Origin of the sequence: Paenibacillus sp. MCAF9 (assembly GCF_052114265.1) — a bacterium.
Lineage (GTDB): Bacteria > Bacillota > Bacilli > Paenibacillales > Paenibacillaceae > Pristimantibacillus.
Map to the genome: position 1 here is coordinate 13,167 of NZ_JBFREL010000044.1, position 16,117 is coordinate 29,283.

Here is a 16,117-nt window from a genome sequence, read left to right on the forward strand (position 1 = left end):
CTAGCTCTATGGGGTATAATTCTTCTTATTCTAACAATCAATTTATAACCCAGAAAAATGCTCTGATACACTTTGGATATGAAATATAAAGTTGGATATATTATTTCAAATTAGGAACTGAACAAATCTGGGAGGTCAGAATTAATTGATTAAAGAAATAATATTCAAACCTAAGCAACCCAATAATTGTAAAGGTTGTATATGGGGTAATTGGGATGGTCTACGACAATTTTGTTCCAAACAAAATTGTATTAAAATTATGAAATAGTTTAAGGACATCAAATGGCACTACAACAACTACAACAAATCTCCAATATCTGTAACCAAATTTCGCATACACAAACAACTAACTCACAGGTACATGTCTATTCAAACATGAATAGCCAGCAACCATTAGGAGTAAATAACTATTCACATTAAATATATGTTCTTTGTAATCTCATGCGAAGAATGTGTGGAATGAAAATATCTATAGTTTTCTTCATATTAATTGTTATTTGAAAAAAATATGTACCGATAAAACAAAAAAAACCGCGATTTAGGCGGTCATTAATCGGCTCATATTCTTGGCATCCGATAAGAGGATGACCCTTTGATTTCCAAACGAATACCTCCTGACTTTTACAAACCGTTAATCAGATCAGCTTCTTCCAATATTCACGGCTTCGGGCATCCATCTGCTCCAAATCGGACAGTTCGAAGCGGCGTCCTTCATTGTCCGTTACCATCCAGCGGCTTTCCGTTACGGGTTGGATATTTTCATGAAGGTTATCCATGACCAATGCTGCCGGGCCATAATTCGTATCGACCTGCATATACCACTCGCTGCCTCTTTTTCTAACAGTCAGGATTTGTTTAATGACAGGAATCATATAATTTCGGTCAAGCTCTTCTCGTACCGCCTGAAAGCTATCTTCCGCGAGAAGCTTCACATCCTGTATCATTGCAATTTCACGCCCTTCCGCCGAGCGAACCGAGATGAACCTGTCGGGCATTGTATACGGAAAACTGCGAATAAGTGTTACGCGGGCAACCCCCTTACCTTCCTGCTCCAAATGCAAAATACCTTCAGAAGATCGGAACAAACGGATTTGACTCAGCTCCGAGCGGCTTAAAAAGAATAATGGGTTCATCTTATCCGACCTCCGATGGTATTTTCGCTGTTTGTTTTTGCGATTCGACCAAACGATAATAATGCATTTGTTTCGCGTAAAGCTCTTCATGCGTCCCCATTTCAACAATGCGGCCTTGGTCGAGGACTACAAGCCTGTCTGCATGACGTAAAGTGGATAGGCGATGGGCAATCGCGATAGTGGTTCTTCCCAGGATTAAGCGGCTTAACGCTTCTTGAATGAGCCGCTCCGTCTCCGTATCAACAGATGCTGTCGCTTCATCTAAGATCAAAATCTCAGGGTCAAGCAGCAGCGCTCTCGCAATTGCGATACGCTGTTTCTCCCCGCCCGATAAACGGTGTCCACGTTCCCCGACACGCGTATCGTAGCCTTCCGGCAGACGACAAATAAAATCGTGGGCATTCGCGGCGTGGGCAGCTGCGATAATGGTCTCCGGCGGACTATCCGGACGGCCGTAGGCTATGTTCTCGGCAATCGTACCATCGAACAAAAACGTTTCCTGAAGCACGACGCCAATATGCTTCCGGAGACTCTCCTGCCGGATATCTCTCAAGTCGTGCCCGTCAAGCGCAACGCTTCCAGCATTCGGGTCATAAAATCGGCAAATCATGTTTATGAGAGTCGTTTTCCCTGCACCGGAGCGGCCAATCAGCCCGATCATTTCACCGGGACGTATAGTGAGGTTAATATCTTTTAGCACCGGTCGTTCCACTTCATACCCGTAACGTACACCATGAAAGCGGATCTCGCCTGAAACGGAAGTAAGCTCTACCGCGTCCCGCTTATCAGGGACATCAACCTTCGCATCGATGATTTCGAGAATCCGTTCGGCCGATCCAAGCGAGCGGTTAAGCCAGCTTAATAGCTGTCCGGAGGCTTGAACAGGCCCGAAGAACATGAGCAAATAGGTCGTAAAGGCGCTCAATGTTCCGATAGACATGGTGCCGGACATGACCGATCGTCCTCCCAAATACCAAACAGCGATGCCGAACACAGCCGTCAGTACCGTAAAAATCGGAGATACGCCAAGCCAAAGATTACCGAAGGAAATCGTACGATTGATCCAATGATTATTCACCTTGTCAAAACGGTTTTTCTCAGCATTTTCCTGCGCAAAGGCTTTAATGACTCGAATGCCTTGTAGCGCTTCGCCAATCACATTGTTGACATGCAAAGCAGATTGCCATTGCGAATACCAAAGTGAGCTCAGCCTCTTCCACAGCCAATAGAATCCGGCAAACAAGAATGGGGTCGGGATCAGAATCATCGCTGCCAGCTGCCAATTCAGATGGAATAGCATAAACAGGATACCTACGGCGAGCAGCATCTGCGTGACTAGATACACCATGCCGTTTGTCAAAAATTCTTTTAATTCATCGGTGTCATCCTGGATACGGCCGATAAATTGAGAGACCTGGCGTTGATCGAAGAAGCGCATCGAAAACTTCATCAAAGCGCCGAACATATCCCGGCGGATCGCCCCTACCAGTTTCCCGCCTATTCGAACGCCAAGGTAGCTTCGAATGACTTGCATCGCAGCAGATAACACCTGTACAAGGGCCAAACCGCTTGCCAATGCAAAAAGCACGTTCAAGCTTCCAGACGGTTTGGCCACTTCATCCACAATCTTTTTGATCAAATAGGGTGGGATCACTTCAATAATTACGGATAAAACAAGCAGCAGCGCGCTTACCAGCATGGGGCTTCGGTACGGGGTACAATAAGCCGCCAACCTGCGCAGCATGGACCATTTGCTGCTGCAGTTTAAACACTTGCTTGTACCGGGAGAGACGGTTTTGTCGCATTTTGAGCATCTATACGTTTCCGTACTTTCTTCTAGAGCTGGGAGGGCTAGACCTCCAGTTTCGTCCCTTTCCGCCAGCCAGTTCCTTATCGCGGGAACAGCCTGTCGGAAAGGTTCAATGTACGGAAGCGAGAATCTCGCAGCTTCTATCTCGCCATCACCGGTTATAATAAAAAACGATGCTCCGCCAAAAGCCTCGCGAACGGATACATCGATCATGTTATTCTTATGGAAGGTCATGATGGTTTTCCCTTGCCCGTCCACCATTTCCATGGTTAAAGTCTTGAAAACAACCTCGTAATGCCAAAATCGTCGTAGTTTGAAATCCACATCTGCCCTTATACGGAGCCATGGATTCTCCGTATCCTGTTGTTCGACTGCGACGCCGTTAACAGGTTCACCAGCTTCCCGCTTCGCATTCTCCGTTTTCAATTTAAAATACTCCTTTTTTAATGTCACTCTCCGGCAGTTACATATAACGCTCGTTTCTTACTGCGCACCATCGAATCACTTTGTGCCATTTTGGTACACGCAAAGCCAGTAAAGCAAGCAGCCTGGATCTCCAATGATTCGCAGCTTGAAAATGGTTGTTACGGCGAACGCCGGACCATCGACCCAGAATGCTAGTGAACGGTACGGGATCATCCGGCTCATAGCATGTATCTCCCTTGAAGGTAAATAATTCCTTTGACCCGTCCTGCTTTACGGCGTACAGCCGGTGTCCGATCAACGCACCTTGGTCCGTAACAAATAAACAGATATCGCCAATTTTCAGTTTTTCCCGTTGCACGGACAAGAAAGTGCTTACGTTTCCTTCCTTGATCAAGGGATACATGCTGATACCCGCAGAGGGCAGCTCGATCTTTCCGGTTCGCTGGATTACTGCTGACATAATTGGCGTCAAATCATGCATTTATTAGCAGTCCGGCCTCAATCAGCATTTCAACAAACGCCTGAACGTCATCGAGGACAACTTCCATCTCAACGCCATATTCGGTATGTACTTTTTCGGCCAGCTCTGCGACAGTTGGAAATTCGGGAAGAATCGACCAAATATAACCTCCAAGCTCGTTCACTTTCGTGATGGCGTGGGTGTCGATGTTCAGCAGCAGCCACTCGCCATCCAGCTCAGCCGTCTCGATATTTTCCCGTCGCAGCAGTGTTTGGTTTACCATTATCGTCATGATATCACTCCCCAAAAGGTATCGTTTTTCTGAAAATATAGCTCATAAGCCGGTACGCCTTCTGCTGCCTGCTTGCAAAGTGCAATCATCTTTGCCGTTTCCAGCTTGTTATGCTCCCAATAAAAAACCTTATCCAGCAAAGAAATCAGCGCGTCGCCTTTGCGGATATCTACCCGCCTTACATCCTGCGATTGGATCAGAAAATGAATGCCTGCCAAGGGACTGCTTGGAAGCTCGCATGCTTCTTCCATTTCGCTCCGAAATGGGGAATCGTGGATTGTAATCGAACCATCCGGTTCAAACAATAGGAGCGTAGCCTCATCGGAAAGAATAGGACGGGGAACGGAAAGATCAGCTACCGTCGACTTGCCTGCTCCCGATGGCCCGGCGAACATCCAAGCGCGGTCATCCTCCACCACGCATGACGAATGGATGAGCAGCCCTGCGCGCCGATAGATCAGCCAGGCGCTGTAGAGATTGATTAAGGCGTGCTTGAGTGCAAGGTCATCGTGAACATAAATTTTTGCCTGACTGTAATCAGGTGTTGTCACCAGCTTATAGTCCGCACGGATATAGATATATTCGCCGCCGTTCTCTTGAATCTCGACAGGACCGTCGTCGAAAGGTTTCCCGTAAAAGTCGTAGACCTCCACCTGAATGTCAGGCGCTTCAAGATTTCCACTAGCATTAAAGGAACGAAAACGCGCGGTCAATTCATCATATAAAAAGGTAGTTTGAATTTGAAAATCGATCGAACTCCTGCCGACCTGTGTATGCAATGTGTACGTCATTATGCGCCGCCCGTTCTTCAGAAGTTATTCCTGAGAATAAAAAGGGAGCAAACTCGATCGTTAGCTCCGCTTCTCTGATAAAATCTATCATTGCTTTCTAGTTAGCCTCCAATATAATGCCTGCAAAACATAGGTTTAAAATTACGTTTTTGGCACCATTCGTAGCCACCGACTTTATCGCTTGGTCTCGCTGTTCCAAATTCGACAATATGCTGCGTAAGTACTTTAGGAGCTTCATATTTTTTCATTTCATTCACCTCCTTTCAAGGAATTTATGTCATATTATAGTGATAGTCAATGATATTTATGAAATTTAGTAAAATAATACTATGATAAAATGTATTAATACCTGCTTTTTGTATATATAAAACAAGAATATTCGATTTAATTCTTCTTTTGTTTGGCACGAATGGTTCGAATCCAAAATTGTAGTCTTCTCTTATAGATTTTGGCATAGATTTTGCTCATCGGCTCATTCGAATCCGGGACATCTGATCTATTGGCATACTTTAATAGGTCTAACGCATAATCTCTTGGCGGCAGCAGTAAATAACGCAGATGCGCCCACTGTTGTTTAACCGAATCGTAGGCGACGAAGGCAGAAAACAGATGGAAGCCATAAAATCGCCAGTTTCTGATCCCGAATTGGGCATTTCGCATCAGTTCGATATTCCAAAGCGGCCAGCGTCTCCGTACGTTTAGCGGCTTGGTTTCATGCAGCTCGGGAAACAAGTCATAGACAATTGTCAGCGCAATAAGTACTTTGGCATAGTTCCCATCGCTCTTTGCCTGTGCAAAGAGCTGGCCATAGTCTATTTCTGCGCTGCAGCATCTCAGGACGTGCAAAATATCGATAACGTACTTCAGTGATAACATATTATGGTTATAGCCATGAAGGCATAGGTAGTAAAAGGTGTCCTTGGCCGAAAGCTCCTTCACCAATTGATAGGGAGAAATCGGTTCTGCATCCATCCAAAAGCAGCTCATATCCGTATCCGAGACATGTTCGCGCAAAATATTCCAATGCAGCTCCACCCCGAGCAGCGGGAAATCCTCATTCGCATAAAATTTATTCAACAGCATATGGAAATGATCCGCATCGTCTTCTATATACCGGATAAACTCATGGCGCTCCAATAGGGCAACCGCCTTATCCAAATCTTCTGGACGTACAAGCAGATCGATATCGGATGTTCCCCTGCCCGAAAAATGTCCAAAAAAACGTTCAGACAAACGAATGCCTTTCAGCACGATCACTTGAATTCCTGAACGCTCAAACGCATCAAGAAGCTTGTACATCTCGGAGCGGATCAGCATGTTTTGAAACAAAACAGCATCCACGCCCGATTTAATCCTGCTTCGGTGCTCGGAAGGCACGGCCTCCAATAAGCCGCTGCTCTTCAATAAATAATAAACTTGGGGAGCGATTTGGAAAATATCGATATCGTCAATTGCTGCTTTAGCTGTCTCCTCGGAATCAAATAACGGATGTTGGTTTTGGTAGATCCGGCTTATAAGCGTTACTGCTTTCGATTGTTTCATGAGCCGCTCCCTTCACTTTCGTTAATAAACTAGTTTCGGATTTATAATGTCGATTGTGGGGGTATGCGTACGAAGCCAATTGAGAAAATTTTCTAATCTTCGAAGATAAATCGATTATTCGTTGCAAAGATAAAGCGCTTGTCTTCACCGCGCAGTAATAGCATTTCACCACCTATAAAACGAAAAGACCCTCCAAAAAAAGGCAATCAGACTATCTAGACAGTCTTCTAATTCCGATCACCTGTTTGAAGGGAAGAAATAGTATTTTCGTCGCCGTTTGAATCCATCATTCCAACTGGATTGTTTCATCTGTCTTTGCAAATACTTCCCCTCCTACGTTCCTCAATATTCAGTGATGTTCCTATTGAGAAAGCCCACTCCCACTAATAGGTAACTGCATATGATGGGTTTGAGCCTAATTTTAAGGAGTGAATCTTTTGAATAGAATAAGTAATAGATTAGCATGGCAATATCATTTGAAACTGGCTTCAACTTACAAAATGCTTGCTGATAAATATGAATATATGGACCATCCATTGCATCTCTACTATGGCGGCGAATACCGCAAACACTTAAATGAAGTTGAAAAACATTTTCTTGCGTTAAATCAGACACAAAATCCTTCTGAAGATATGATGTTTATTGGTATTGGAGAATTATCAAAATCTTTAAATGGAGAATATTCTGCCATTTACTGCTATGAACAACTGGCAAATCAAGCTCCAACCGCTGATATTAAAAATAAAATACTCGAAATAAGAAATGATGAAATTAGACATTTTAACATGTTTTCGCAAATATACACATGGTTAACTGGAAAACAACCAATTCCAGAAAGAACAGAGGAATGCCAAACAGATTTTCAAAAAGGAGTATCTGTAGCATTTAATGCTGAGCAAGAAACTGTTGATTTTTATCATGAGATAGCAAGAAAAACTGATAATCCTGTTATTAAAGATTTGTTTACACAAGCTGCAGCAGATGAACAAAATCATGCAGTTTGGTTTTTGTATTTTATGAATCACCACTAATTAATTTATCAGAAGCCGATTCCTATTTCTGCTTTTCTTTTTACATGGTTTGGTATCTAACATACAATCCCATATTCCACTTGCTCCTTGTCAAGTTTCTCCGTAATTACGCTGATGCTTGAATCAAAGTAGTAACTCCTTACCTCTTTAAGGCAATAAATAGAGTGATTACATTGCCAGGGTAACAAGCTAATCTAGTCAGCCCATGTACATCAACTATTCATCGAGTTAAATCAAACTAGGTACCTCTTCCCACATTAATTGCATATGTTGTGAGTATTAAGGAATCCTTTAACTTTTGATCTACGCAGGGAGAGAATGACTATGAACAACAATAAAAGCGAATTAAATGGAACATCTGATACAACAGATATTCAGGTTGCTAAACTTGCATTTATTGGAGCATCCATCACGACATTAGGAGATAGTATAACAGCAATCGCTGCTGGTCTTGCCCTAGAAGCATTAGTGAAATCCAGTAACAAGAGTTCTCAAAGCCAAAATAAACATTTAAAACAGTTAGAAACATCGCAAAAACAGTTAGACCATTTATTAACTGAATTAAAACAATTCAAAAAAAACATTAAATAATGCTTTTTAATTTCATTTTTCACAATCCTTATAATTAAAATAGTTCAATTTGTTTCTCATGGAATCACTGGCCTGTCTATTGCTGCAGTAAAAAAGAGCCAATTCTTGATGACCTCATTGAATATTTTTTGTTTAATAGCACCTATAAAATCAAAAAGTAAACAATTTGATATTGTTTATACAAAAATAGCGAGTAAACCAACTTGGTCTACTCGCTATTTTTATTTAATTCATTATGATTTTCTAACTCTAACTTATCGATAAGTTCATTAGCATAAGCTTCTGCCCTCTTATTCATGAAGGTTCCAAGTCTGCTGTTTTCTGCTTCAGCTTCCATCTCTAGTGCTTCCCACTGTTGATCAGTCAGAAACAAGGAGATTTGCCGTTTGCGTTTATTAATTCCTTTTTTTCGTCCAGCACCTATTCGGGTTCCGCCCCGATTCTCTTGTTTTTCAGTCAATTCAAATAACCACCTTTAATCAGCTCATAACCATTGAGTATGTATTCGCTCATAATTGTAATGGGAACGCGTACCGATTGGCGTTCGCTTCAGTCTTAGGTGTCCCTAAGTCAACTATGACTTTTGAGACAGCCCCTTCCTTATTTTTTAGTTATATTACTTATGCAGTTTGAGTAATTAACTGGTAATAAGCAACGCTGCGACAAATGCTTTCTCAGTTTTGTGAATGTCTCTCTCGGAAACCGTCCGGTGCTGTTATAAAATTCAGGCCCCCCGGCTAATTTAACGGGGGCCTGGCTTTAAAGAGGGATAAAGCTTTAATTGCTGGATATCTCGAGCGCTCTAAGCAGGATGACTGCTGCTTGTGCTCTCGTTGCCGTTTGGTTCGGCGCAAATTTATTTCCACCGATGCCCTGAACGATACCTTTCTCAACCGTTGCTGATACTGCCGCTTTCGCCCATGCCGGAATGTCGGCATGATCCGCGAACGCAGTTGCCGCATTGGCTTTTGCGGTCAGACCCTGCGCATTAGCAATCATCGTCACCATCTCGGCGCGGCTGATCTTCGCGTTCGGCCTGAAGCTACCATCGCTATACCCGTTCACGATGCCAGCTTTCACGGCCTGTGCGATGCCTTGCTTCGCCCAGTCGCCGATGCGTTCCTTATCGGTAAACGCCAGTACTGCTCCATTGCCTTCCAGCTTCAGAGCACGGGCCAGCATCACCGCGAATTGGGCGCGCGTTATCTCGCCGTTCGGCCTGAATGTTCCGTCAGCATAACCGTCGACGATGCCCTTCGCAGCCGCTTTCTTGATGCTTGCTTCCGCCCAGTGGCCTGTTACATCGCTGAACGTTGCGCCTGCACCTGTGTTTTCTTCAGGCTCTTTCTTCGCTACGGCGAATACAGCGAACTTCGTGAAGTGATCGACTTCCGCCGTAATCCGATTGCCGCTTACCGTCCCTCCGATTTCCACCCAAACCTTCTTCACCTCATCGTAATAGAAGAGAGAAGCGATCTGATTCGCTCCGACTGTTGCCGAATCGAACGTTATCGTGATCGTGATCGGTTTCAAGAAGTTTTCTGTAAAGTTTTTCAGAATTTCATAGACCGGGCTAAGTAGAATGTCCTTGTTCGTTACGAGCTGCGAGGTTTGGATCACCTTCTCCACCGTAATCGTCAATTGCTTCTCCGATGCTCCGGCTGGAACCACGATGGTGACGGCATTTTTTTCGAACTGGGCCGTCCCACCTGTGCCCGCAGGCAGTGTTTGTTTGCTGTCAGTTGCAGGTGCGGTCGTTCCTCCTCCGCCTGTCGTGGCAGCGGCGCGTTGTACGGTAATCGTGTATACTTTCTTCGTCGCTCCGTCTTCTGCCGTTACGGTTACCGTTACGGCATTGTCACCGACAATCAGGCTGTTGCCGCCTGCGACAGCGACAGTTGCCTTCGAGTCGGACCCAGTTGCCGCTACCGTCACGGAAGTTTGACCATTCGGCACATTCAACGTGTAGTTCAACGTATTGGCGTCAAATCCGTTTATTGTCGTGCCGTCCACTTTCAAATCGCTCAGTTCGGCATTGGAAGACAGCTCCGCTGCCCCGCGCTTTGCGATAACCGTATAGACCTTCGTTGTTTCTCCGTCTTCCGCCGTTACAGTAACCGTTATCGTGTTGTCTCCAACAACCAGGTTGCTGCCTCCTGCGATAGCGACAGTTGCCTTCGTGTCAGATGCATATACCGCTACCGTCACGGAAGTTTTAACGTTTGGCACATCCAACGTGTAGTTCAACGTATTGGCGTTAAATCCGTTTATTGTCGTGCCGTCCACTCTCAAATCGCTCAGTTCGGCATTGGAAGACATCCCCGCTGTCCCGCGCTTTATGATTATCGTATAGACCTTCGTTGTTTCTCCGTCTTCCGCCGTTACAGTAACCGTTATCGTGTTGTCTCCAACAACCAGGTTGCTGCCTCCTGCGATAGCGACAGTTGCCTTCGAGTCGGACCCGGTTGCTGCTACCGTCACGGAAGTTTTTATGTTCGGCACATTCAGCGTGTAACTCAGCGTATTCGCATTAAATCCACTTATTGTCGTGCCGTCCACTGTAAGATCACTCAAATCCGCGTTCGTCATCGGTTCAATTTCGAATTCAGCCGTCAATGAAACCGGGTTTGCCGGCATCGTAAATGTCAGTGGATTTGTTGTGTTGCTTCCATATGCAAGCCCTGCCGCACTCCATTTTACAAAGCGTTGTCCGTTTGGAACAGCCGCAGTTACTATAACCGTCGAGCCTTCCTCAACCTGTGCAGAACTTCCTGCGGCAGCACCGTCTACTTCAACCGTTCCACCGGTAACAGTTAGAGCAGAGATTGTTCCTTCTTCTTCCTCACCAAGATTAAGCACTCGAGGCACGGGAATGCTGTTCGTTTCATCCCAATACCATACGTTCGTAAAGTCCCATCCCAAGGCTTCGAAGGTTGCTTGCTGCGCAAAATCAGCAGCCGACTTTGAAGCAAATGCTGGGATAATCACTGAAGGCAACCCACTAGTGCTTAAACGCGCTCCGTCATAGTAATTGACTTTATTGGAGTCCACGATTGGCCTGCTGCTGGACCAATACCCTGCGATTGGACCAGGAGCAGGTCCATTAATTGCATTGGCTACCACATTGCCATTTAAGGTTTGGAGCAGATTTCCAGCAGAACCGCCCATATCGCCAACCATTGCACCGGAATATGTGCCAAGCTTATTAAACGTTCCACCCACATAGTTATTCAGAATGACGGTTGGCGAAGTCTCATATCGAACGGGAATAGGCGAACCTGCACTGTTCCAACCTGTACCGCCAATCAAGCCTCCAACTGTTGTTCCACTCACATCTGCAGATACGAAGGAATTTAGCAAAGTGGCTGCATGGAGCGTACCTACAATACCGCCAGTAATGCTTCCACCGGTGACTTTACCACTCACATAGCTGTTTTCAATCGTGCCCATGGAAGTTCCTGCAATAGCACCTGTGCTATTGCCACCGGTAATATCGACATTCACCAATTTCAGATTTACGACTTTGCCTCCATTGCCGATGTAGGCAAAGAAACCTGTACTGCTGTTTGTCGTTGAAATTTTGAGATTGCTTATCGTATATCTTTTTCCGTTGAACGTGCCTATAAATGGCTTTGATGTGTCTTTTCCGCCGATCGCGGCAAACTCCACATCCTTCATATCAATATCCGCCGACAACTCGTAATTCCCATCATACGGATATTCAGGCGTACCGAAATTCTGCGACAATGCAACCAAATCGCTTGAAGTTTTGATTGTTATATTATCCGAGCCCCCGCCAAGATCAAGAACGCGAGGCACGGGTGCGTTATTCGTGGCATCCCATTTCCAAATGCTCGTAAAGTCCCAACCCAAAGCCACGTAAGTTGCTTGCTGTGCAAAATCAGCTGCCGACTTCGCTACAAAAGCAGAGACGGTTCCCGAAGGTATGCCGCTTGTGTTTAACTTTGCGCTGTCATAGTAGTTCACTTGATTGGATTCAACGATCGGCCTGCTGCCTGACCAATAGCCTGCGAGCAGCTTCGTAGGATTTCCAATAATTTCAGATGAGAATGTATTGCCATTAAGGGTCTGAAGCACGCTGCCCGAACCGCCGCCCATATCACCGACAATACCACCGGTATATTGAGTTGCACCGATTCTTGCAACCTTACCTCTCACATCGTTATTTAAAATTACATTTCCAACTGTTTGTTGAATAAGCGACCAACCAGAACCGTTATAATTGGTGCCTCCTATTAAGCCGCCTGCTGTGGTCCCGCTAACATCTGCGTTCATGACCGTGTTTTGCAATGTGCCCGCATAAAGCAGCCCTGCTATACCGCCTGTATAACCGGTACCGGTTACTTTGCCGTCCACATAGCTGTTCTCAATCGTACCGCTGGATACCCCTGCAATAATTCCAGTTCTATTCATACCGGTTATGTCTACATTCGCCAAATTTAGATTTACTACTCTGCCACCAGTTCCGATATAAGCGAAGAAGCCCGTGCTAGTGTCAGTGGACGAAATTTTGAGATTGCGAATGATATAACCTTTTCCGTTAAATGTCCCAATAAATTGTTTTGGAACCGTGTCTCTGCCGATCGATGTAAACGTAACATCTGTCATATCAATATCCGCCGACAGTTCGTAATTCCCGTCAAACGGATATTCAGGCGTGCCAAATTTCTGTGACAGTGCAACCAGATCGTTTGCTGTTTTGATTTTTATTTTTGCTGAGCCGCTGCCGGCAAGCGGAGTGACCTTGCCTGTGGCTGTGCTGGTAACAACTCCGTTATAAAAACCTGTTCCCGTTGCAACAGCTCGCAAATATGAACCTACGTCCGCCGCTTTGATCGCGTAATTAGCAGCTGTTGCTCCTGCGATAGTCGTCCAAGACGTACCGTCCTTCGAGATTTCCCATTTGAAGGATGCAGTAGCGCTCGCCGGCGTAATCGAGGCATTCAATGTTTGCCCTTCTTTGGCAAACCCGTTGACGGCAATATTCGTGATCGTAAATTCATCGACTTCCTGCGGAACCGCTGGATAATTCCAGGCATTCAAATCATAAGTACGTGGTTTATTGGTAACCAGCACGTCAACATCCCCGGTTTGCAGTTCATCGTTTTTATCGAAACCTTTGCTTGTCACTCTAATTTGATCAGGCGAAATCGAAATATTGGCAAATCCCCGTCCGACTTCTCTAATATCGACGTACGCAATGGCAGGATTTTCTTTGTATAACGATCCACGGTTGTCATTATTTGCAGAGTAATTCGTTAGATAGGTTGTCCCGTCGCCGTACTCTGCAACGACTTTGCCGCTTGCGAGAAGCTTGGTGCGGGCATAAATATGGTCATGTCCCATCAGCACCACATCAATTCCCGCTTCATCAAAAGCGTTCGTCCAGGAGGCTACAGGAGAGGCCATCCGATATCCGAACAACGTTTTGTGAAACATTCCAACGCGCCATTTGGTCGGATTTTGTTTCACGACAGCTTTCATCCAGTCTTGCTGTGCTTTGATCTGCGCAGCGGTGCTCTGATCCTGATAATCCATCACCAAGAACAGCGTGTCGCCATGTACAAAATAATAGTTGCTGGATTCGAGTTGTAATTTCGTCATACCCGAAACCATTCGTTCCGTGCCTTCGCCGCCACCGTAAAAGGATGCGCCATTTTTAGGCGGATTGTGGCGGCCCAAAAAGTTCTGCAGCGTAGGGTCCACAGGAGTCCAGCTGTTGTTGGCCCAGCTGTTGCCCGCTCCATCGAACTCATGATTGCCCGTCGCCATGTAAAGCGGCACTTTCGAGAACAAATCCTGATTGGCCTCAAAGAATGCATCCCATTCCCATGTGTCGAAACCAAAGTTGACCTGATCGCCCGAGCTCAGGACAAACGCAGCATCCGGAAAATCTGTAAAGGCTTGCGTCAGCGCCTTTTTACTCATTTTATTATAACTATCGAGCGTTGCTGCATAACCTCTGGTATCGTTTGCTTGGGCATCGGAAATCCAGTTGAAGTTAAAAGTATCGATGTTGCTGGCAGGTGTCATGAAGCTGGCAGGCGCTGTAACGCTCGTCACATTTTGAACGCCGTCACCTACGCTGTACACATACTCCGTCCCCGGCTCGAGGACAGCCGTTTGTGCTTTATGGCTTTGGACCGGGTCGACTGAGTATTGCGTCCCTGCGCCTGTATACTTCAAATTCTCAATATTGCTCCTCAAATCTACTGTGAAATTGGTTCCCAAAACAAAATCCGTGAACTTGCCGCCGTTGCTGTCAAAGTCGGATTTTTTCGCATAAAAGAGCTGCGTCGACATTGTTGTTACTGGAGTTACCCAGTTAAAGCGGGCAATGTACTTGTCTTTCACCGTCTTGCGTGTATTCTCATTGAAGTTGTCGAACATAAATGTCACCGAGGCAGGCACTTTGCCGCCGCCTGTTGGCTGGGAGATCTCGTTCCCCGATTTGGTAATGGTGAATTCATCGATGACTCGGAAAGGCTTGTCAGAGCCTGTCGCTTTATAATACGTTTTATAAATGATTGAATTGCTTGTAACCTCAGCTCTGCTATATACACCTGGTGAATAGATGGATCCGCCACCTGGACTTGTTTTGTTGATACGAAGGTCATAGAAGAAGTCGTTCCATGAAGTGTCTTTGGTAGCATTCAAGCTGTACGCATAGTTGTACACCGATCCACCTATGACATAGGTCGGTGCTTCGCCAAACTTCGCTTTTTGAATGCTTCCTGTTCCTGCCGCAGTTGAGATTGTCTTTAATGTGGTTCTGGCATAGGCATGCTCGTGACCGGCGAGAACCAGATCGATACCGGCATCGGTAAACTTTTTACCGATTACATTGTCCACTGCATAGTGGCTTGAGCCCGGGTCATAAGGCGAAGCATGAAGATTTACGACCTTCCACTTTTTGGTCGATGCTGCCGTCTCATCATCCAAGAATTTCCATTGTACGGCGTCATCACTGGAATTCAGACCAAACGAATTAAGAGAGATGAACAAAGCGTCTCCATATTCAAAGGAATACACAGTTCCAGCAGCAGCCGCAGACAGACCGCTTGGTCTCTTCAGAGTTGTATAATTAAATCTGTTTGTATACTGAATGGAATCTTTGTCATAGATTGAATTGTCATGATTACCAGGGGTAGCCATGATCGGCATCGTACTAGAAAGGTTTTGAGCGGCATCAAAGAAATACTGCCAGTGGTCTGAAAAACTCGCATCCTCTACTACATCGCCATTATGGACGAGAAATGCGGCATCCGGATGGTTCGCCTTGATATAATCGTACAAGTCGGCGGTGTTTTGATACGTGCTTGGGGATGTTCCCTGCGTATCAGGAGTGATCAAAAAAGAAAACGGTTTCCTAGCCGCAGGATCTGCAGGCGCAGTAAAGCTGGAGACCGCGGAATAACCGTTGGTTGTGTTTCCTACTTTGTAATAGTATTTGGCTTCTGGTGTCAGATCCTGAACAACTACACGATATGTACGTACCTCTTTAACGTTAACCAGCTTGTTGTCCGGAACGCTGCCAGTCACAGTTGAAGCATTGACTGTGGCAACTTCGGCGCTTTTTGTTGTACCGCCGGCCAAGTCAGGAGAAGTGCCGTAAACAATTTCTGATGTGTTTACCGTCGCGTCCGCAACCCAGTTGAAAGCCATAGCCGTTTTACCATCGGCTGCGCCTCCGCCTATAGCCAGTGTGATTTGCGACGGAATGGCCGCGGGTGGAGCTGCTTGAGCCGGCATAGGCTTTACAATTCCAGTGGCAGCTACCAGCAATACCAGCATTGCCGTCATCCACCTTGACATTTTTTTTCGTACTCTACTCATTTAAAACAAATCCCCTTTCGACAAAGTATGTTTACTTTAACTGAGATTTGTTATATCTAATCGCATGCAACTATAAACATTTGTAAAGTTAAAACATGACCTATGCAGTTCGAATCATTAACTGGTGCAAAAGGACAGCAAGCGCTCGGAATAGAATATCCCTTCCTCCTCTTGTGATGACTTG

At 45.5% G+C, this 16,117-nt stretch carries 11 protein-coding genes; 2 read left to right on the top strand and 9 right to left on the bottom strand.

From position 1 onward, the window contains the following. Window positions 1–635: 635 nt before the first annotated feature. The 7 genes from AB4Z45_RS31030 to AB4Z45_RS31060 form a co-directional block, all read right to left on the bottom strand. Window positions 636–1,133 (bottom strand): DUF1854 domain-containing protein, encoded by a 498-nt coding sequence (locus tag AB4Z45_RS31030; protein WP_441913330.1) that lies wholly within the window; start codon window positions 1,131–1,133, stop codon window positions 636–638. 1 nt (window position 1,134) lies between these two features. Next, the gene (locus AB4Z45_RS31035; protein WP_441913331.1) at window positions 1,135–3,369 is read right to left on the bottom strand and encodes an ABC transporter ATP-binding protein; all 2,235 of its coding nucleotides are present in this window, start codon (window positions 3,367–3,369) and stop codon (window positions 1,135–1,137) included. Between the two features lie 37 nt (window positions 3,370–3,406). Next, a complete protein-coding gene (locus tag AB4Z45_RS31040; protein ID WP_441913333.1) occupies window positions 3,407–3,850 on the bottom strand; it encodes a signal peptidase I in 444 nt (147 codons plus the stop codon). Continuing rightward, complete coding sequence (locus AB4Z45_RS31045) at window positions 3,843–4,121, bottom strand: PqqD family protein (RefSeq protein ID WP_441880541.1); 279 nt, start codon at window positions 4,119–4,121, stop codon at window positions 3,843–3,845. Before AB4Z45_RS31045 ends, AB4Z45_RS31040 begins: the two co-directional genes overlap by 8 nt. Continuing rightward, window positions 4,118–4,912, bottom strand: a complete 795-nt coding sequence (locus tag AB4Z45_RS31050) for a hypothetical protein (protein ID WP_441913335.1) — start codon at window positions 4,910–4,912, stop codon at window positions 4,118–4,120. Before AB4Z45_RS31050 ends, AB4Z45_RS31045 begins: the two co-directional genes overlap by 4 nt. A 101-nt stretch (window positions 4,913–5,013) precedes the next feature. Continuing rightward, window positions 5,014–5,160 (bottom strand): hypothetical protein, encoded by a 147-nt coding sequence (locus AB4Z45_RS31055; protein WP_441913337.1) that lies wholly within the window; start codon window positions 5,158–5,160, stop codon window positions 5,014–5,016. Window positions 5,161–5,296: 136 nt separating this feature from the next. Next, window positions 5,297–6,454: a nucleotidyltransferase domain-containing protein gene (locus tag AB4Z45_RS31060; protein WP_441913339.1), complete on the bottom strand. Its 1,158-nt coding sequence runs from the start codon at window positions 6,452–6,454 to the stop codon at window positions 5,297–5,299. 437 nt (window positions 6,455–6,891) lie between these two features. Between AB4Z45_RS31060 and AB4Z45_RS31065 the strand changes: the two genes are divergently transcribed. Both AB4Z45_RS31065 and AB4Z45_RS31070 read left to right on the top strand, forming a co-directional pair. Continuing rightward, a complete protein-coding gene (locus tag AB4Z45_RS31065) occupies window positions 6,892–7,485 on the top strand; it encodes a ferritin-like domain-containing protein (RefSeq protein ID WP_441913341.1) in 594 nt (197 codons plus the stop codon). Window positions 7,486–7,809: 324 nt separating this feature from the next. Continuing rightward, window positions 7,810–8,076, top strand: a complete 267-nt coding sequence (locus AB4Z45_RS31070) for a translation initiation factor 2 (protein WP_441880531.1) — start codon at window positions 7,810–7,812, stop codon at window positions 8,074–8,076. Window positions 8,077–8,284: 208 nt separating this feature from the next. Here AB4Z45_RS31070 and AB4Z45_RS31075 read toward each other — a convergent pair whose 3' ends face one another. After that, window positions 8,285–8,536 (bottom strand): hypothetical protein, encoded by a 252-nt coding sequence (locus AB4Z45_RS31075; RefSeq protein WP_441913343.1) that lies wholly within the window; start codon window positions 8,534–8,536, stop codon window positions 8,285–8,287. 317 nt (window positions 8,537–8,853) lie between these two features. Next, complete coding sequence (locus tag AB4Z45_RS31080) at window positions 8,854–15,933, bottom strand: S-layer homology domain-containing protein (protein WP_441913345.1); 7,080 nt, start codon at window positions 15,931–15,933, stop codon at window positions 8,854–8,856. Between the last annotated feature and the right edge of the window lie 184 nt (window positions 15,934–16,117).

Excerpts from the sequence above, each read along its gene's own strand:
- AB4Z45_RS31030 (WP_441913330.1), bottom strand. The coding sequence starts at position 1,133 with ATGAACCCATTATTCTTTTTAAGCCGCTCGGAGCTGAGTCAAATCCGT.
- AB4Z45_RS31040 (WP_441913333.1), bottom strand. The coding sequence starts at position 3,850 with ATGCATGATTTGACGCCAATTATGTCAGCAGTAATCCAGCGAACCGGA.
- AB4Z45_RS31045 (WP_441880541.1), bottom strand. The coding sequence starts at position 4,121 with ATGACGATAATGGTAAACCAAACACTGCTGCGACGGGAAAATATCGAG.
- AB4Z45_RS31050 (WP_441913335.1), bottom strand. The coding sequence starts at position 4,912 with ATGACGTACACATTGCATACACAGGTCGGCAGGAGTTCGATCGATTTT.
- AB4Z45_RS31055 (WP_441913337.1), bottom strand. The coding sequence starts at position 5,160 with ATGAAAAAATATGAAGCTCCTAAAGTACTTACGCAGCATATTGTCGAA.
- AB4Z45_RS31060 (WP_441913339.1), bottom strand. The coding sequence starts at position 6,454 with ATGAAACAATCGAAAGCAGTAACGCTTATAAGCCGGATCTACCAAAAC.
- AB4Z45_RS31070 (WP_441880531.1), top strand. The coding sequence starts at position 7,810 with ATGAACAACAATAAAAGCGAATTAAATGGAACATCTGATACAACAGAT.
- AB4Z45_RS31080 (WP_441913345.1), bottom strand. The coding sequence starts at position 15,933 with ATGAGTAGAGTACGAAAAAAAATGTCAAGGTGGATGACGGCAATGCTG.